This window comes from Exiguobacterium sp. s16 (assembly GCF_018618115.1).
GTDB classification, from domain to species: Bacteria; Bacillota; Bacilli; order Exiguobacteriales; family Exiguobacteriaceae; genus Exiguobacterium; species Exiguobacterium mexicanum_A.
The window spans coordinates 1-17,017 of record NZ_JACSLM010000015.1 but is presented as its reverse complement, the minus strand read 5'-3'; the positions used below and the strand labels follow the sequence as shown (position 1 = coordinate 17,017).

Below are 17,017 nucleotides of genomic sequence, written 5' to 3'. Positions count from 1 at the left end.
TGGTTTGATGAGTTAGAATCTATAACTTTAGAGGTGACAACATGGCTTCACAAAATACAGATACAGACTTGAGCACAGTGGCCGATGAGACGATTGATAACGTCAATCGATTCGTCGCTTATTTCCAAGACACGGAGATGTGGATTGGGCTCGGCATTAAATTGACAGGTGTCGCGCTCATCATCTTGGCGCTTTATGTGGCGTCACGCATTTTGACGTCGATGGTGCAGCGCGTGTTCGCCTTGCGCAAAATCAAAGAAGATAATATCGTCGCCCAGCGCCAAAATGAGACGCTGTCAAAACTGGCTCAAAACACGATTCGGTACGTCCTTGGCTTGATTATGATTTTGACGGTGCTCGGCCAGTTCGGCGTCAACATCGCTGGTTTGATCGCATCGGCCGGGGTCGCCGGTCTCGCCATCTCGTTTGGGGCGCAGAACTTGGTGAAAGACGTCATCACGGGCGCCTTCATCATCTTTGAAAATCAATACAAGAACGGAGATTACGTCAATCTAAATCAACAAGTCGATGGGACCGTCATCGAAGTCGGGATTCGGACGACGAAGTTGAAGGGATTGAACGGGCAAGTGACGATCATCCCGAACGGACAAATCATGCAAGTGACGAACTACTCGCTCGAGAACAGCGTCGCGGTCGTCGATATCGGTGTCGCCTATGAAGAAGACATGGGCAAAGTCGAGAAGGCGTTGAAAGAGATCGCGAAGACGGTCGAAGAGAAGTATCACGACTTGTTCATCGAGCCGATCACGCTCGCCGGGGTCCAGTCGCTTGGACCGTCGGAAGTCGTCTATCGTCTCATGGCCGAAGTGCCACCGACGCAACATTTCGCGGCCGGACGGATTTTGCATAAAGAGTTGAAAACCGGACTTGATGAGCGCGGAATCGAGATCCCGTATCCGCGGACCGTCATGATGCCGCCAACCACATCGACTAAAGGAGCGCCCGAAAATGCAGGCTAAATCGTATGAGTTGAACGATTTTGTAGAAATGAAGAAACCACACGCCTGTCAGACGAACCGTTGGCAGGTGACTCGGGTCGGGATGGACATTCGTATCAAGTGTCAAGGCTGCGGGGCGAGTGTACTCATGCCGCGCCGAGACTTTGATAAGCGATTGAAAAAAGTGCTTCCACAAGAGAACGCCGCTGAATAAGTGGCGTTCTTCTCTATGTTACAACCGTGAGTTGCGGTTTAATCGAGGACTAACTATAATTGTGAAGGATGTGACGGTGTGGTGTACTGAACGTACCCACTCCACAGACGGATCAACATTTCCCGGGAAAGCCGGATGAGGAGGAAATACAAGTGGGATTAACAGCAGGAATCGTCGGATTACCGAACGTCGGGAAATCGACATTATTTAACGCCATCACGCAAGCCGGTGTAGAGGCAGCCAACTATCCGTTCGCCACGATCGACCCGAACGTTGGGGTCGTCGAAGTACCGGACGCGCGTCTTGACCGGTTGACGGAACTCGTCAAACCGAAGAAGACCGTACCGACCGCATTTGAGTTTACAGACATCGCCGGAATCGTAAAAGGTGCGTCAAAAGGGGAAGGGCTCGGAAACAAATTCCTGGCTAACATCCGTGAAGTCGACGCGATTTGCCAAGTCGTCCGTTGCTTTGAAGATGACAACATCACACACGTCGCGGGTAAAGTCTCACCGATCGATGACATCACGACCATCAACCTCGAATTGATTTTGGCCGACCTTGAATTGGTCGAGAAACGCATCACACGCGTTCAAAAAATGGTCAAGTCGAAAGACAAAGGCGCAGCTCAAGAGCTCGAAGCACTTGAAATCGTTCAAGCAGTCCTCGAATCGGAGCGCCCGGCTCGTGTTGCTGAATTGACAGAGGATCAACTCGCTATCGTCAAACATTTCCAGTTGCTCACGATGAAGCCGATGCTTTACGTCGCGAACGTGAGTGAGGACGAAGTGGCTGACGCGGACCAAAATCCTTACGTCCAAGCAGTTCGTGAACACGCCGCGACAGAAGAGGCGAAAGTAATCGTCATCTGTGCTCGCATCGAGGAAGAAATCTCAGAACTCGAGCCAGAAGAGCGCCTTGAGTTCTTGCAAGACCTCGGCATCGAAGAGTCGGGGCTCGATCAATTGATTCGTGCCGCCTACTCGACGCTCGGTCTCGCCACATACTTCACGGCTGGTGAGAAAGAAGTGCGCGCCTGGACGTTCAAGCAAGGCATGAAAGCTCCACAATGTGCGGGCGTCATCCACTCTGACTTTGAACGTGGGTTCATCCGTGCCGAAGTCGTATCGTATGAAGACTTGTCAGCTGCCGGCAACATGACGGCAGTTAAAGAACAAGGGAAACTTCGCTCAGAAGGAAAAGAATACGTCTTCCAAGACGGCGATGTTGTCACGTTCCGCTTCAACGTTTAAGCCATTTTCCGCAAACGTATTGTAAAATGAACAGAAGTTTGATAGTATATTATGACGTGAGTAAAACAATTGTTTGCTCCTTGCTCCTACAACCGGTAGGAGCCGTTAGTCCAAGAGGAGGTGAAAGATAATGCGTAAATACGAACTTCTTTACATTATCCGTCCATCAGTTGATGAGGAAGCTAAGAAAGCTTTAATCGAACGCTTCAACAACGTCATCACTGAAAACGGTGGTACTGTTGATAAAACAACAGACATGGGTAAACGTCGTCTCGCTTACGAAATCAACAAGATGCGCGAAGGACACTACGTTCTTCTCAACATCACTGCTGAGCCTAAAGCGATTCAAGAAACAGAGCGTCTCATGAAGATCTCTGATGACGTTGTCCGTCAAATGACAACTAAAGACGAGCGTTAATTCTTAACGCTTCATATTGCGAAAGGGGAGCTTTGAGATGATTAACCGAGTTGTGTTAGTTGGTCGATTGACACGCGATCCAGAAATGCGTTATACGCAGAGCGGGATTGCCGTAACTCGCTTCACTCTCGCTTGCGATCGTCCATTTACTGGACAAGATGGGAAGCGCGAGGCGGACTTTATTGATTGTGTCGTTTGGCGCAAACAAGCAGAGAACGTAGCACAATATTTGAAAAAAGGCAGCATGGCCGGCGTAGACGGTCGCCTTCAAATCAGTAGTTACGAAGGTCAAGATGGCCAACGTCGTTACCGGGCAGAAGTCGTAGCCGATAGCGTACGCTTCCTTGAACCACGCGGTGCTTCAACGCAACGTGATACAGCACCGGCTGGAGATGTCTTCGGTGGTGGTGAGTCAAGTGGATCAGGATGGGGCGCAGCCGCTTCTTCGACTTCATCTCAGTCCTCGAACTCAAACAAAGGTTTTGAAGCTGACCCGTTCTCGGGTGGCGGAAAAATCGACTTATCGGATGACGATCTACCATTTTGATCGCGTCGATTCGAAACTAAACTAAAAAGGAGGTCTTCACATGGCACGTCGTCCAGGAGGTCGTCGTCGTCGTAAAGTATGTTTCTTTACGTCGAACAACATCACTCATATCGATTATAAAGACGTAGAATTGCTCAAACGCTTCGTTTCGGAGCGTGGTAAAATTCTTCCACGTCGTGTGACTGGTACTTCAGCGAAATACCAACGTCCACTTACTGTCGCTATCAAGCGCTCACGTCAAATGGCTTTGCTTCCATACGTTGCAGAGTAATTTTTGACACACGGCTTATCCCTCGGGATAGGTCGTTTTTTGTTTTCCGAGCCGATGTAGGAGTGTAAGTGAAACGGACGGATATGGTATGATAGAGCAGAAACCATTTAGATATCATGGGTGGAACACCACTCATTTTAGGAGGCACACATGCACAGTGGTGAAGCAATAACATCAGTGAAGAACCAGTACGCGCGTCACGCCGTTCCATATGTGATTGGACTGCTTGTCGCGTTAGGATTGGCGTTCTACAGCATTGTGGCGGCAATCACCCTGTTCGTGGGCACGCTGATTTTTTTCATCTATCAGCAAGTGACGATTCGACGAGAACGCAAGGCTTGGGAACAATACGTTCACTCCTTGTCGCATCGAATCGAAGACGTCGGGAAAGAAGCGCTCACCGGCATGCCGATTGGGATTCTCGTCTTTGACGAAACTCGTCGCATCAGCTGGTTCAATGAACAGTCTCGACTCATCTTTGAGCTCGAGATGGAGCTCGGGATCTCGATCGATTCGATTCACTCGGCGTTCACCGAGTTGATTGAGGAAGAAGAGGACGAGGCGACCATCGAAGTCGGAGACCGCGTTTATCGGGTCCTCTACAATAAGGAGTATCAGACCCTTTACTTGTTCGACATGACGGATGAGGCAGAGATTGAACAAAAATACTCGGAAACGCAGACGGTGATCGGCGTCTTATACTTAGACAACTATGACGAGATGTCAACCGCTGTGGATGAACAGGTCCGGAGTGAAATCAATCGACGCGTGACCGTCCTCTTGAACCAATGGGCTCAAAAATACCACATCTATATGCGTCGAACGGCAGCCGATCGTTTCTTTCTCGTTATGAACGAACGGACGCTCTCCGAACTCGAGAACAATCGCTTCTCGATTCTCGATGAGGTCCGCGAGGCGACGAAAGAGCATAAAATTCCGCTCACACTCTCCATCGGGATCGGTTGTGGGGAGACGACGCTGACGGAACTGGGGAACTTGTCGCAATCGAGCCTTGATTTAGGGCTCGGACGCGGCGGGGACCAAGTCGTCGTCAAACGTCATAACGGGAAAGTCCGCTTTTTCGGCGGCAAGACGAACCCGACCGAGAAACGGACCCGGGTTCGAGCCCGCGTCATCTCGAACTCGATGCGCGACTTGATTCGCGAGTCGAGCCGTGTCCTGATCATGGGGCACAAAAACCCGGATATGGACTCGCTTGGGGCATCCATCGGCATCATGAAACTGGCTGAATTTGTCGGCCGTGAGGCGTACGTCGTCATCCCGGCCGGCGAGACGAGCGTTGGGATTCAACGTCTCGTCAATGAAGTCGAAAACGACGAAGAGCTGTATAGCCGTTTTTTGACCGAGTTCGAGGCTCAACCGCTCATCGACGAACAGACGCTCCTCGTCGTCGTCGATACGCACCGGCCGTCGCTCGTCATCTCGCGGGATATTCTAGACCGCGCGGAACGGGTCGTCGTCATCGACCACCATCGTCGTGGTGAAGAGTTCATTGAAGATCCGGTCCTCGTCTATATGGAACCGTACGCATCCTCGACGTGCGAACTCGTAACGGAGTTGATCGAGTATCAGGCCGGTACGCGCAAGCTATCGATTTTAGAAGCGACGTCGCTCCTTGCGGGTATGGTGGTCGACACGAAAGGATTTACCTTGCGGACCGGGTCGCGGACGTTCGATGCCGCTTCCTTCCTTCGGATTCAAGGGGCAGACACCGTGCTCGTCCAGCACTTCATGCGGCAAGACCTCGATTCGTATATCGAACAGTCTCATATTCTCGAAAACACGGACATCTATTCCGATGGCATGGCGATCGCCGTCGCCTCGGACGATGAAGTGCACCATCAAGTGTTGATCGCCCAATCCGCTGACCAGCTCCTCAATATGGAGGGCGTCAAAGCATCGTTCGTCATCGCCGTCTTACCCGACGGCCGGACCGGCATCAGTGCCCGTTCGCTCGGTGATGTCAACGTCCAAGTCATCATGGAGATGCTGGACGGGGGCGGTCATTTGACGAATGCGGCGACACAATTGAACGTGAGCCGGGAACAGGCGAAAACGTTATTACAAGAAGCGATCGATCATTATATGACAGATGAAACAGAGGGAGAGGATTCTGAATGAAAGTCATTTTAAAAGTAGATGTTAAAGGTCAAGGTAAAGCTGGTGACGTCAAAGACGTCGCGGACGCTTACGCGAAGAACGTACTCTTCAAAAAGAACTTGGCGGTCGAAGCGACACCGGGCAACTTGAAGGCGTTCGCCGCGAAAGAGCGACGCGCCGAAGAAGCGGCTGAAGCAGAATTGAAACAAGCCCAGCAGTTGAAGGACAAGCTTGAAAAAGAGACGATCGTCGTCAAGACGAAGTCAGGTGAGGGCGGTCGCGTCTTTGGATCGGTCACGAGCAAACAAATCGGTGAAGCGTTGAAAGGGATGGGCTACAAGATCGACAAGCGTAAAATCGAGCTCGAACATCCAATCAAAGCGCTCGGGTTCACGAAAGTGCCGGTGAAGTTGCACCATGACGTCACGGCTATGTTAAACGTTCATGTTCAAGAAGCGTGAAGGTGAGGTAGACACGTATGAGTGATGCGATTCAAGTCAACACCCCGCCACATAGCGTCGAAGCGGAACAAGCTGTCCTTGGGGCCGTCATCCTCGATTCCGATCGGCTGATCACGGCCTCGGAACGGGTCGACCCGGACGACTTTTATCGTGTCAGCCATCAACGGATCTTTGAGGCGATGCTGAAGATTAACGACCGGGGCGAACTCGTCGATTTGGTCACGCTCAGTTCGGAGCTTCAAGCTCAAGGTATTCTCGATGAAATCGGTGGATTGAACTATTTGGCGGAAATCGCCGAAGCAGTTCCGGCCATCGGGAACATCGGGTATTATTTGAACGTCGTCGATCAAAAGGCGGCACTCCGCCGCTTGATTCGGACTGCGACGAATATCGTCTCGGACGGTTATGAACGCCAAGACGAGGTCGATGCCGTCCTGTCAGATGCCGAGCGGAACATTTTGAAAGTCTCGCAACGAAAAGGGCAGTCGAGCTTTCATCCGATCGGTTCCGTCTTATCGGACGCTTACTCGACGATTGAAAAACTGCACCAATCGAGCGGGGAGATTACCGGCATCGCGACCGGGTTCAGCGATCTCGACAAGATGACGGCCGGGTTTCAACGTAACGACCTCATTATCGTCGCGGCCCGTCCTTCCGTCGGGAAGACGGCCTTCGCCTTGAACATCTCGCAAAACGTGGCCGTCCGTACCGGCGAGAACGTCGCCATCTTCAGTTTGGAGATGGGTGCCGAGCAGCTCGTCATGCGGATGCTCTGTGCGGAAGGCAATATCGATGCCCAGCGTCTGCGGACGGGTCGGCTCGAGGCCGAGGACTGGGGGCGTCTCTCGCTCGCCATGTCGTCACTGTCACAAGCCGGTATCTATATCGATGATACGCCGGGTCTCCGGGTTAACGAGATCCGAGCCAAATGCCGTCGCTTGAAACAAGAGCACGGCCTCGGCATGATCATGATCGACTACTTGCAGCTCATCGTCGGGAACGGCAAGCCGGGCGAGAACCGGCAACAAGAAGTCTCGGAAATCTCGCGTACGCTCAAAGCGATCGCGCGTGAGCTTCAAGTGCCGGTCATCGCCTTGTCCCAGCTCTCACGTGGTGTTGAGAGCCGTCAAGACAAGCGGCCGATGATGTCGGATATCCGGGAATCCGGGGCGATTGAGCAAGATGCCGATATCGTCGCGTTCCTCTACCGGGACGACTATTACGATAAAGAGAGTGAAGACGCCAACACGATCGAGATCATCATCGCCAAACAGCGTAATGGTCCGACCGGGACGGTCAAGCTCTCGTTCCGAAAAGAATATAACAAGTTCGTCAACATGGAGACGCAAGCTTTTGCGCCACCGATGTAGGAGGAATGATTCTGCCAAAGGCGACGTCACGAGACGTCGCCTTTTTTGTCGGTCTTTGGACCTAAACGTATTCGATTTTTAAAGAATTCATTCATTGAATGAGAAATGAGGCGTCAATAACGAACGAAAGGTTACAACATAAAAATATCGTTCGGTATTAGGTTGACTTTCGCGAGAAGCAAGTGTACACTTACGGATGGTTTGAATAGAACGTTTATCTACAAGGAGGATTCATTATGTCATCAGTAGTCGTAGTGGGAACGCAGTGGGGCGATGAAGGTAAAGGGAAAATCACGGACTTCTTATCGAAGCAGGCCGAGGTCGTCGCGCGTTATCAAGGGGGAGACAACGCTGGTCATACGATCGTCTTCAACGATACGAAGTATAAACTTCACTTGATTCCATCGGGGATCTTCTACTCGGACAAAACATGTGTCATCGGGAACGGGATGGTCGTCAATCCGAAATCGCTCGTCACGGAGCTCGCGTACTTGCACGAGCGTGGCGTGAGTACGGATAACCTCCGCATCTCGAACCGGGCCCACGTCATCTTGCCGTACCACCAGTTGCAAGACAAGCTCGAAGAGGACGCGAAAGGCGACGCCAAAGTCGGGACGACGCTCAAAGGGATCGGTCCTTGCTACATGGACAAAGCGGCGCGTATCGGGATTCGCATCGCTGACCTTCTCGACAAAGAAGTGTTCGCCGAGAAGCTCAAGACCGTCCTCGCGATTAAAAACCGCATGTTCGTGAAGATGTATGAAGTCGATGCGATCGAATTCGATGACATCTTCGAAGAATACTACGCGTACGGCCAACAGTTCGCCAAGTACGTATGTGATACATCGGTCGTGTTGAACAACGCGCTCGACGAAGAACAGAAAGTGTTATTTGAGGGCGCACAAGGTGTCTTGCTCGACATCGACCATGGAACGTACCCGTTCGTCACATCATCGAACGCAGCTTCAGGCGGCGTATCGAGCGGTGCCGGAATCGGACCATCGAAGATCCATCACGTCGTCGGCGTCTGTAAGGCGTACACGTCACGTGTCGGAGACGGCCCGTTCCCGACCCAGCTTGACGATGAGATCGGTCACACGATCCGTGAGGTCGGAAAAGAGTACGGTACGACGACAGGACGTCCGCGTCGCGTCGGTTGGTTCGACTCGGTCGTCGTCCGTCACTCACGCCGCGTCAGTGGGATCACAGACCTTTGTCTCAACTCGATCGACGTGTTGACAGGTCTTGAGACGCTCAAGATTTGTACAGCCTACGAGTTCGAAGGCAAGCTCCTCGACGAGTACCCGCCGAACTTCCGTGTTCTCGAACAGTGCAAACCGGTGTTTGAAGAGCTCCCAGGCTGGACAGAAGACATCACAGGCGTTCGCAAGTTCGAAGACTTGCCGGTGAACGCACAGAACTATGTCAAGCGCATCGAAGCGTTGACAGGTATCGAATTGTTGACGTTCTCGGTCGGACCGGCACGTGAGCAAACGGTCATCTTGCGTGACATTTACAAAGCATAAGACAGAGAGCCCTCGTGGCTCTCTTTTCATTTCCACGGAAATGGACCACGCTTTCTAACCTATAGAAAAAGAGTTACAATGTAGACATGTACGTTTAACGATAAGAGGAGGACTCACTGAATGGATCGTACGATTTTAGTGGTAGATGACGAACAACCAATCGCAGATATATTGAAGTTTAAGCTTGAAAAAGAAGGTTACCAAGTCCACGTCGCCTATGACGGGGAAGAGGCGCTCGTGAAAGTCGAAGAAGTCAAACCAGATTTGATTTTGCTCGACATCATGTTGCCGCTCAAAGACGGTATGGAAGTATGCCGTGAAGTCCGGAAGAAGTACGATATGCCGATCATCATGTTGACGGCGAAAGACTCTGAGATCGATAAAGTGCTCGGACTCGAGCTCGGTGCTGACGATTACGTCACGAAGCCGTTCAGCTCGCGCGAGCTCTTGGCCCGCGTCAAGGCGAACATGCGCCGTCATGCGACAGCCCCGGCCCCAGAAACGAAAGGTGCCAACGCCAATGATATCGTCATCGGTGACTTGACGATTCATCCGGATTCATACATGGTCACGAAACGGGAAGAGAAAATCGAACTGACACACCGTGAGTTCGAGCTCATCCATTATCTTGCCCAAAACATCGGGCAAGTCATGACGCGCGAGCATTTGCTCCAGACGGTATGGGGCTATGACTACTTCGGCGATGTCCGTACGGTCGATGTGACGGTCCGACGTTTGCGCGAGAAAGTCGAAGACAACCCATCGACGCCGACGTATATCATCACGCGCCGTGGTGTCGGTTACTATTTAAAAGCAGGAGAAGAAGACTAAACGATGAAACGGACGAACTTCTTTAAATCTATCCAGTGGAAGCTCGTCGTCATCTATGCGCTGCTCATTCTTGTTGCGATGCAAGTCATCGGAGTGTACTTCGTGCGCTCCCTCGAACGACAATACATCAACAACTTCTCGCAGTCGCTCGTCGATCGCGCCAACCTTCTGAGCTATAACGTCAGTGAAGGGATCGCATCGAACGGCGGTGACTCGACCTCGGACCAGCAGTTGAACCAGGTACTGGATCAACTGCTGTCTGAGTTTACGGAGAGCACGACGCTAGCTGATGACATTCGCGAAGTCCAGATTATCGACACGAACAGTGTCGTCCGGGCGACGTCGAATCCGAATAACCAAAGTCTCGTCGGACAACGGACGGCGAACTCGTTTATTCAAAAATCGTTTGCGACGAGCGGAGCGCAAGAGACGCTCGTCTATGAAGACTCGAACGAACGCATGCGTGTCGTCGCCGTCCCGGTGAAATCCGAGGTCGATGGGACGACGACCGGTATGATTTATATCGAGGCCTCGATGCAGTCCATCTATAACCAAATGGAACAAGTGACGAGGATTCTCGCGACCGGGACACTCATCGCTCTCATCATCACATCGATCTTGGGAGTGTTGCTGTCACGGACGATCACGCGACCGATTGCGGATATGCGTCGTCAAGCCGTCGAGATGCGAAAAGGGAATTTCTCGCGGAAAGTTAAAGTCTATTCCGACGACGAGGTCGGCCAACTTGCTTACGCCTTCAACGAATTGACCGATGAACTGATGGAGGCGAACGCAACGACGGAAGCCGAACGGCGCCGCTTGACGAGCGTCCTCGAGAACATGTCGGACGGGGTCGTCGCGACGGATCGTTCCTTGCGCGTCATCTTGATGAACGACCAAGCCCGCGATATGATCGGACTCGCTGAAGAAGAAGCGATGGGGACGAACCTACAGAACTTACTCGAATTCGATGACGAGATCGTCATTCCGGAAGACGGGACGATGCCGCCAAAACTGATCGACCTCAGTACGGACGAAGAACTATTCCTCGTCCGCGCCTACTTCTCACCGATTCAAAAGCATAGCGGACCAATCACCGGTCTCATCGTCGTTCTGCACGATGTGACCGAGCAAGAACAAGTCGAGCAAGACCGCCGTGAGTTCGTCGCGAACGTCAGCCACGAGTTGCGGACGCCGCTCACGACGATGCGGAGTTACCTCGAAGTGCTCGCCGAAGGCGCGTATAAGGATGACGAGCTCGCCCCGCGCTTCCTCGAGACGACCCAGAATGAGACGGAGCGGATGATCCGCCTCGTCAACGATCTGTTGCAGCTATCGAAGATGGACAGCAAAGAGTATACGATGCAAAAAGTGAAGTTCGATTTTATCCAGTTCTTCAACGACATCATCGACCGGCATGAGATGACGAAAGGCGAGACGATCCAGTTCCGCCGGAAGCTCATGAAACGTCGGGTATACGTCCACGCCGATCAAGATAAGATGACGCAGGTCATCGACAACATCATCACGAACGCCATCAAGTTCTCGCCAGAAGGCGGGACGATCACGTTCCGGACGATGCTCCGTGCCAAGCGACTCGTCATTGGTATTAAAGATGAAGGGGTCGGCATTCCGAAATCGAATTTGAAGAAAATCTTTGAACGGTTCTACCGGGTCGATAAGGCTCGGGCCCGCAATATCGGCGGGACCGGACTTGGTTTGTCGATTGCCAAAGAAGTCGTTTCCGCCCATGGCGGCGACATTTGGGCCGAGAGTGAGTTCGGACGCGGGACGACGATTTACTTCACCATCCCATTCGATACGATCGTGGAGGTGAATGACTGATGGAACGACCACGCTTCTTGGCGAAGCCAGAACTAGTGAAATCGCTCGTCTTGCTCACCTTGATCGTCACGTCCATCGTCCAAACGGTCATCCTCTGGGACTACCATCCGAAGTATCAGTCGGTCCAGTCAGAGACGCAAGTCGCGACGGTGGATGAGTCGCTGCAGCGACAACCGCGCCAAGTCATCGTACCGGCCCAGACGGTCGTCCACGAGAACAACGCCGTCTTCGCCACGAAAAACTCACCGAAACAGATTATGCGTGTCATCCGGGAGTCGTTCGAGGCGAGCGAATTTAAACCGCTCGCCGTCAAGAACGTCCCGAGTTTGTATGCGGGTGTCGATGAGGCCGTCGAATTGATTTTACCGGAGCCGTATTATGCGGATACACTCAGCTACATGCTTCCGGGCTCATACAGCTTGTCCGGGAAAGTGCCACAGCGGGCCCTCATCTTCATGGAGGACGACACGTGGCGCATCCGCACGATCATGAGCGACCAATCACTTTGGGAAGGGCGTTTGTCGAAAGTCGGCCAAGGGGACGTCAACAGTCTGTTCTTGAAAGACTCAGACCGATCGATGCGTCGTGTCACGTACACGGATGAACGCGTCAACTACATTCCCGTCGTCGGACCGGAGATGAACGAGCTGTTCGCTTACGACGTGTCTCAGATTCAAATCTCGGCCCGTCTTGATTGGATGCGCGATACGTTCTTCCCGGGCGACCCGAATGTACAAGAAGTCGATCCGGCCAGCTCCGTGGGCGCACTCACGAACGGGATCAGCGTCGCCGAATATGATGCGAACCTGAACGCGAGCCGTTATCGAAACTTATCACGCAACAGTTCGGAACAGGAGTCGGTCATCGGACTCGACACGATCGTCGAGTTCGTCAACTTCCACGGAGGTTGGGTCGATGAGACGTCGGAGAGCCAAGGTTTGTCGCTTCGGTTTGATGCGATCACCCCGGCCAACAAAGGTTTTGAAACGACCGTGTTCCGGTTTCACGTGAAGGGTTTCCCGGTGTTCAGTCAACGGGAGGCGTTTATCAATAACGATGCCGTCGACTTATCGACGCTGCGTGTCGAGAACGACGGGACACAAGTCCGGTCGATCACTCGGCACCATCTCGAGATCGATCGCTTGATCTCGGTCGGGACGACACAGCTCGCGGACGGACAAGATGTGGTCGATACGCTCGTCAATGCCGGACGATTTGAAAACGTGACCGAGATTCGACTCGGTTATGAGATTGAATACAATGAAGACACGAGCCGTTACGTCACGTTCTCCCCGAACTGGTTCGTTCGGGAAGCCGGAAGATGGATCCCATTCGATCAACCGGATGACTGGACAGAAAGGATGATGTATCGTGGATTGGAGTAAAGCGAAAACGATTCTTCTCTTCGCCTTCCTCGCGCTGAACATCTACCTGTTGTTCCAGCTTTTGACGGAAACGTGGGCGACAGAGGTCGTGACGAACGACAATACGTCGATCGCGCAAATCTTGGACCAACGAAACGTCGATGCGTCGAAGTTGCCGCGGATGGGTCGGGATATCGGTTATTTGACGGGGTCGTCGGAACAGATGTCGGCCTCGATGATCACGAAGAACCGGGAAGCTCAGCTGGCGACGACGCTCGACAATATGCAACTCGAAGTCGAGCTCAAACAGCCGGTCCCGCTCGATCAAGACGATTTACGGACGACCGCGTCGACGTTCGTCTCCGAGTATGTCCCGTTCGGTTCCGAGTATGCGTACTGGCGCTATGACGCCGAGACGCGTCAAGTCGCCTTCGTGCAGACGTATGAGAACAATAAGATCTTCTCGAACCCCGAGATCGATGGGGAGACCGAGCAGTACATCGGTCCGTCGCTCCTGTTGCTTCAATTGAACGAAGCGCTTGAAGTGACCGACTATAAACAACGTCATTTGACGAACTTGTCCTCGAAGTCGCAAGACGATCTCGTCTTGACGGCGAGCGAGGCGATCTCGCAACTCGCGGCCCGGAAGTACTTCCAGCCGAACCAAGAGATGCGGGCCATCAATACGGGCTTCTATAGCCTGCCGCTCGACAGTTCCGGCAGCTTGATCATCATGCCGCCGCTCTGGTCGATCACGATTGACGAGGACGTCTACTTCGTCAATGCGATCGATGGGACCGTCGAACGGGTCGAATTTGATTCAGAAGAATGAAAGGAGTGATCGAGTGACTTTACGCTATAGTGTGCTTGCGAGCGGTTCGACCGGGAACGCCCTCTACATTGAGACGGAACGGGCGAAATTGCTCGTCGATGCCGGATTGACCGGGAAGGCGATGCAACAACGCATCACTGAGATTGGACGATCGTTTGATGGGATCGATGCACTGCTCGTCACGCATGAGCACTCCGACCATATTAAAGGTGTCGGGATTCTCGCTCGAAAATATAACTTACCGATTTATGCGAACGCGAAGACGTGGGACGCGATGGAATCGTTGATTGGGAAAGTCGACCCGGCCTTGAAGTTTCACTTCGAGGTAGGGGAGATTAAACAGTTCGAGGATATCGAAATCGAGTCGTTCAACGTCAGCCATGACGCGGCCGACCCGATGTTCTACCAGTTCGCGCATGAAGGCAGACGCCTCGCCCATATCACCGATACGGGCTATGTGTCCGATCGGATGAAAGGCGTCATCCGCGGGGCCGATGATTTTATTTTCGAATCGAACCATGACGTCTCGATGCTTCAAATGGGACGGTACCCGTGGAGCGTCAAACGACGGATTCTTGGGGACTACGGTCACGTCTCGAACGAAGACGCGGCCATCGCGATGAGCGAGGTCATCGGAGACCAGACGAAACGGATTTATTTGGCCCACCTCAGTAAAGACAACAATATGAAAGAACTCGCTCAAATGAGCGTGTCCCAAACACTCGGGATGCGCGATGTCGACCTCGGTCGCATCAAATTGTGCGATACCGACCCATCGACCCCCACTTCGCTCGTTTCTTTATAAGCGAACTTGGGAAAAGACAGATAACACACTGTCTTGAAGGGGGGACGCGTCGTGAATGAAGAGAGACACCATGAGTATGAACCTCAAGACGTCGAACCTTTAGAGCACGAAGCAGATACAATGAACGATGTAAAACCGACGTACCCATCTCGCAGCGAATGGCGCCCGAAACAAGAAGAACATGTGCGCCATAAGCCGCGAATGAACTTAAAACCGTTGTTACTCGGAGGGGTTGGCGGATTCTTAGGAGCGGCTTTGTTCTTTTTGGCGATGATGCTCTGGGATTCCCCAACCTCTCGTTTTGTGACAAATGAACTGATTCGGACAGAACAAGCCGTCACCATCACGGAATCCGACATCACGAGCGCTGTGACGGGCGCTAAGACGTCCGTCGTCAGCATCACGAACATCCAGCGGGCGTTCACCTCGGACTCGCAGTGGGAGGCCGGAGCGGGCTCTGGTGTCATCTATAAGGTCGACGGCGACACGGCGTATATCGTCACGAACTTCCACGTCATCGAAGAAGCAGACGAGATCAACGTAGCGTTTTCTGACGGACAAGTCGCTTCGGCGACGATTCTCGGCGAGGACCCGCTCAACGATTTAGCTGTCGCATCGGTCGAACTGCCGGCCAATATCGATGTCGCTCCGATCACGCTCGGTGACTCGACCGTACTTCAAGCAGGCGAGACCGTCATGGCGATCGGCAATCCGCTCGGCGTCTTTTCAAACTCGGTCACCCGTGGTATCGTCAGTGGTGTCGAACGCACCGTGCCGGTCGATACGAACAGTGACGGCCTCATGGATTATAACGCCGAGGTCATCCAGACCGACGCCGCCATCAACCCGGGTAACTCCGGCGGGGCACTCATCAACATCCGCGGCGAACTCGTCGGCATCAACTCGATGAAAATCGCCGAGGCGAGCGTCGAAGGGGTCGGCTTCTCGATTCCCGTCAACGTCGCGCTGCCGGTCATCGATATGCTCGAGCGGGATGGCAAAGTGACGCGGGCCCAGCTCGGCGTCACGATTCAAGAAGTCATCGCCGTACCGGGTAACGTCCGGGAAGAATACGGCATCAGCTTTGATAACGAGGACGGGGTGTTCGTCGAGGCGATCACGCCGGGCAGTCCAGCCGAAGAGGCCGGCCTTCGCGTCGGTGACGTCATCGTCAAAATCGGCGACCGCGACATCAAACGTTACGTCGATTTGCGGGACGCGCTGTATCGTGACGCCACGGTTGGGGATAAGGTCACGATTGAATATACGCGACGCGGCAAGGTAGGCAAGACCGAGGCAACATTAACTGAAGCAACCTAAAGGAGCGGCGACGCTTCTTTTTTAAGGAGGAAACATTGTGGAAAAAAAAGTATGCAAGGAACATGTTGAAATCGCTTTAGATATCATTGTCGATGAGACGGGGGAATACCCGTTGCTCGAAGAACTATCCACAAGTGGACAAGTGACATGTGAGTTTTGCGATGCCGACGCAACATATGTTGTGTCAAGCAAAAAATGATTATCAACATGTGGATTTGTGGATAACTCTGTGGATAACCCTATGGATAACTCCAAAAAAACTGTGGAAAAAGGAAGAATTGGATGAATATTTCAATTATCACGGTCGGCAAACTAAAAGAGAAGTATTTGAAACTAGGGATTGCCGAGTACACAAAACGCCTGTCGGCCTATGCGAAAGTGCAGGAAATCGAGGTCGCGGACGAGAAAGCGCCCGAGCATTTGAGTGAGGCGGACATGATTCTAGTAAAACAAAAAGAAGGCGAGCGGATTTTGGCGAAAATCAGTCCGGACACGCATGTGATCGCTTTGGCCATCGACGCCAAGCAACGGACGAGCGAAGAGTTCGCCCGTGAGCTCGACAACTTGGCGACATACGGCAAGAGCAAAATCGCCTTCGTCATCGGCGGCTCGCTCGGCTTGTCGGACGACGTCATGAAACGCTCGGATGATACGATCTCATTCTCGAAGATGACGTTCCCGCATCAGTTGATGAAGCTCGTCTTGTGTGAGCAGATTTATCGGGCATATCGGATCAACCGGAATGAGCCTTACCATAAATAAATGAGGTCTAATAAAAGGTTGATGAGCCAACTAATCTGTACCCTGAGTAATAGACACTTAAAAAAAGTCTATTGCTCAGGGTTTTTGTGTACACTGGATTAAATCATATTGGGAGTGA

The 17,017-nt window shown here is 52.5% G+C and carries 18 protein-coding genes; all 18 read left to right on the top strand.

Going from position 1 to position 17,017, the window contains the following annotated elements:
• Nucleotides 1-41 precede the first annotated feature (41 nt).
• The 18 genes from KNP86_RS15105 (at nt 42) to rlmH (ending at nt 16,899) form a co-directional block, all read left to right on the top strand.
• Nucleotides 42-980, top strand: a complete 939-nt coding sequence (locus KNP86_RS15105) for a mechanosensitive ion channel family protein (RefSeq protein WP_138860244.1) — start codon at nt 42-44, stop codon at nt 978-980.
• On the top strand, nt 970-1,173 hold the full coding sequence (locus tag KNP86_RS15100; protein ID WP_034780313.1) for a DUF951 domain-containing protein: 204 nt from the start codon (nt 970-972) through the stop codon (nt 1,171-1,173). Before KNP86_RS15105 ends, KNP86_RS15100 begins: the two co-directional genes overlap by 11 nt.
• Nucleotides 1,174-1,325: 152 nt before the next feature.
• The gene (gene ychF / locus KNP86_RS15095) at nt 1,326-2,426 is read left to right on the top strand and encodes a redox-regulated ATPase YchF (RefSeq protein WP_034780315.1); all 1,101 of its coding nucleotides are present in this window, start codon (nt 1,326-1,328) and stop codon (nt 2,424-2,426) included.
• A 130-nt stretch (nt 2,427-2,556) separates the two neighbouring features.
• Nucleotides 2,557-2,844, top strand: coding sequence for a 30S ribosomal protein S6 (gene rpsF, locus KNP86_RS15090; protein ID WP_021067861.1), 288 nt, complete (start codon nt 2,557-2,559; stop codon nt 2,842-2,844).
• A gap of 37 nt (nt 2,845-2,881) precedes the next feature.
• A complete protein-coding gene (ssb, locus tag KNP86_RS15085; RefSeq protein WP_024371077.1) occupies nt 2,882-3,391 on the top strand; it encodes a single-stranded DNA-binding protein in 510 nt (169 codons plus the stop codon).
• A gap of 40 nt (nt 3,392-3,431) precedes the next feature.
• Nucleotides 3,432-3,662, top strand: a complete 231-nt coding sequence (gene rpsR, locus KNP86_RS15080; protein ID WP_015880232.1) for a 30S ribosomal protein S18 — start codon at nt 3,432-3,434, stop codon at nt 3,660-3,662.
• A 150-nt stretch (nt 3,663-3,812) separates the two neighbouring features.
• On the top strand, nt 3,813-5,804 hold the full coding sequence (locus KNP86_RS15075) for a DHH family phosphoesterase (protein ID WP_214755111.1): 1,992 nt from the start codon (nt 3,813-3,815) through the stop codon (nt 5,802-5,804).
• Nucleotides 5,801-6,244, top strand: a complete 444-nt coding sequence (rplI, locus tag KNP86_RS15070) for a 50S ribosomal protein L9 (protein ID WP_214718796.1) — start codon at nt 5,801-5,803, stop codon at nt 6,242-6,244. Before KNP86_RS15075 ends, rplI begins: the two co-directional genes overlap by 4 nt.
• 17 nt (nt 6,245-6,261) lie before the next feature.
• Nucleotides 6,262-7,614, top strand: a complete 1,353-nt coding sequence (dnaB, locus tag KNP86_RS15065; RefSeq protein WP_021067865.1) for a replicative DNA helicase — start codon at nt 6,262-6,264, stop codon at nt 7,612-7,614.
• A gap of 236 nt (nt 7,615-7,850) precedes the next feature.
• Nucleotides 7,851-9,140 (top strand): adenylosuccinate synthase, encoded by a 1,290-nt coding sequence (locus tag KNP86_RS15060; protein ID WP_214755109.1) that lies wholly within the window; start codon nt 7,851-7,853, stop codon nt 9,138-9,140.
• A 120-nt stretch (nt 9,141-9,260) separates the two neighbouring features.
• Nucleotides 9,261-9,971: a response regulator YycF gene (yycF, locus tag KNP86_RS15055; protein WP_034780323.1), complete on the top strand. Its 711-nt coding sequence runs from the start codon at nt 9,261-9,263 to the stop codon at nt 9,969-9,971.
• A gap of 3 nt (nt 9,972-9,974) precedes the next feature.
• Nucleotides 9,975-11,816, top strand: a complete 1,842-nt coding sequence (gene walK / locus KNP86_RS15050) for a cell wall metabolism sensor histidine kinase WalK (protein WP_034780325.1) — start codon at nt 9,975-9,977, stop codon at nt 11,814-11,816.
• Nucleotides 11,816-13,201, top strand: coding sequence for a two-component system activity regulator YycH (gene yycH, locus KNP86_RS15045; RefSeq protein ID WP_034780327.1), 1,386 nt, complete (start codon nt 11,816-11,818; stop codon nt 13,199-13,201). The genes walK and yycH overlap by 1 nt, the downstream gene beginning before the upstream one ends.
• The gene (locus KNP86_RS15040) at nt 13,188-14,012 is read left to right on the top strand and encodes a two-component system regulatory protein YycI (RefSeq protein ID WP_214708201.1); all 825 of its coding nucleotides are present in this window, start codon (nt 13,188-13,190) and stop codon (nt 14,010-14,012) included. The genes yycH and KNP86_RS15040 overlap by 14 nt, the downstream gene beginning before the upstream one ends.
• A gap of 13 nt (nt 14,013-14,025) precedes the next feature.
• Nucleotides 14,026-14,817: an MBL fold metallo-hydrolase gene (locus KNP86_RS15035; RefSeq protein ID WP_214755108.1), complete on the top strand. Its 792-nt coding sequence runs from the start codon at nt 14,026-14,028 to the stop codon at nt 14,815-14,817.
• A 51-nt stretch (nt 14,818-14,868) separates the two neighbouring features.
• Nucleotides 14,869-16,137 carry a S1C family serine protease gene (locus KNP86_RS15030; RefSeq protein ID WP_214755106.1) on the top strand — a complete coding sequence of 423 codons (1,269 nt, stop codon included), beginning with the start codon at nt 14,869-14,871 and terminating at the stop codon, nt 16,135-16,137.
• Nucleotides 16,138-16,174: 37 nt separating this feature from the next.
• Entirely contained in the window at nt 16,175-16,336 is a 162-nt protein-coding gene (locus KNP86_RS15025; RefSeq protein WP_021067873.1) for a CxxH/CxxC protein, read from the top strand.
• 83 nt (nt 16,337-16,419) lie between these two features.
• Nucleotides 16,420-16,899, top strand: a complete 480-nt coding sequence (rlmH, locus tag KNP86_RS15020) for a 23S rRNA (pseudouridine(1915)-N(3))-methyltransferase RlmH (protein WP_058765186.1) — start codon at nt 16,420-16,422, stop codon at nt 16,897-16,899.
• Nucleotides 16,900-17,017: the final 118 nt, after the last annotated feature.

What these genes read in the sequence shown, in the direction of transcription:
- rpsF (WP_021067861.1), top strand. Translation starts at nt 2,557, where the DNA reads ATGCGTAAATACGAACTTCTTTACATTATCCGTCCATCAGTTGATGAG.
- KNP86_RS15100 (WP_034780313.1), top strand. Translation starts at nt 970, where the DNA reads ATGCAGGCTAAATCGTATGAGTTGAACGATTTTGTAGAAATGAAGAAA.
- yycF (WP_034780323.1), top strand. Translation starts at nt 9,261, where the DNA reads ATGGATCGTACGATTTTAGTGGTAGATGACGAACAACCAATCGCAGAT.
- KNP86_RS15060 (WP_214755109.1), top strand. Translation starts at nt 7,851, where the DNA reads ATGTCATCAGTAGTCGTAGTGGGAACGCAGTGGGGCGATGAAGGTAAA.
- walK (WP_034780325.1), top strand. Translation starts at nt 9,975, where the DNA reads ATGAAACGGACGAACTTCTTTAAATCTATCCAGTGGAAGCTCGTCGTC.
- ssb (WP_024371077.1), top strand. Translation starts at nt 2,882, where the DNA reads ATGATTAACCGAGTTGTGTTAGTTGGTCGATTGACACGCGATCCAGAA.
- KNP86_RS15105 (WP_138860244.1), top strand. Translation starts at nt 42, where the DNA reads ATGGCTTCACAAAATACAGATACAGACTTGAGCACAGTGGCCGATGAG.
- KNP86_RS15075 (WP_214755111.1), top strand. Translation starts at nt 3,813, where the DNA reads ATGCACAGTGGTGAAGCAATAACATCAGTGAAGAACCAGTACGCGCGT.
- yycH (WP_034780327.1), top strand. Translation starts at nt 11,816, where the DNA reads ATGGAACGACCACGCTTCTTGGCGAAGCCAGAACTAGTGAAATCGCTC.
- rplI (WP_214718796.1), top strand. Translation starts at nt 5,801, where the DNA reads ATGAAAGTCATTTTAAAAGTAGATGTTAAAGGTCAAGGTAAAGCTGGT.
- rpsR (WP_015880232.1), top strand. Translation starts at nt 3,432, where the DNA reads ATGGCACGTCGTCCAGGAGGTCGTCGTCGTCGTAAAGTATGTTTCTTT.
- dnaB (WP_021067865.1), top strand. Translation starts at nt 6,262, where the DNA reads ATGAGTGATGCGATTCAAGTCAACACCCCGCCACATAGCGTCGAAGCG.
- rlmH (WP_058765186.1), top strand. Translation starts at nt 16,420, where the DNA reads ATGAATATTTCAATTATCACGGTCGGCAAACTAAAAGAGAAGTATTTG.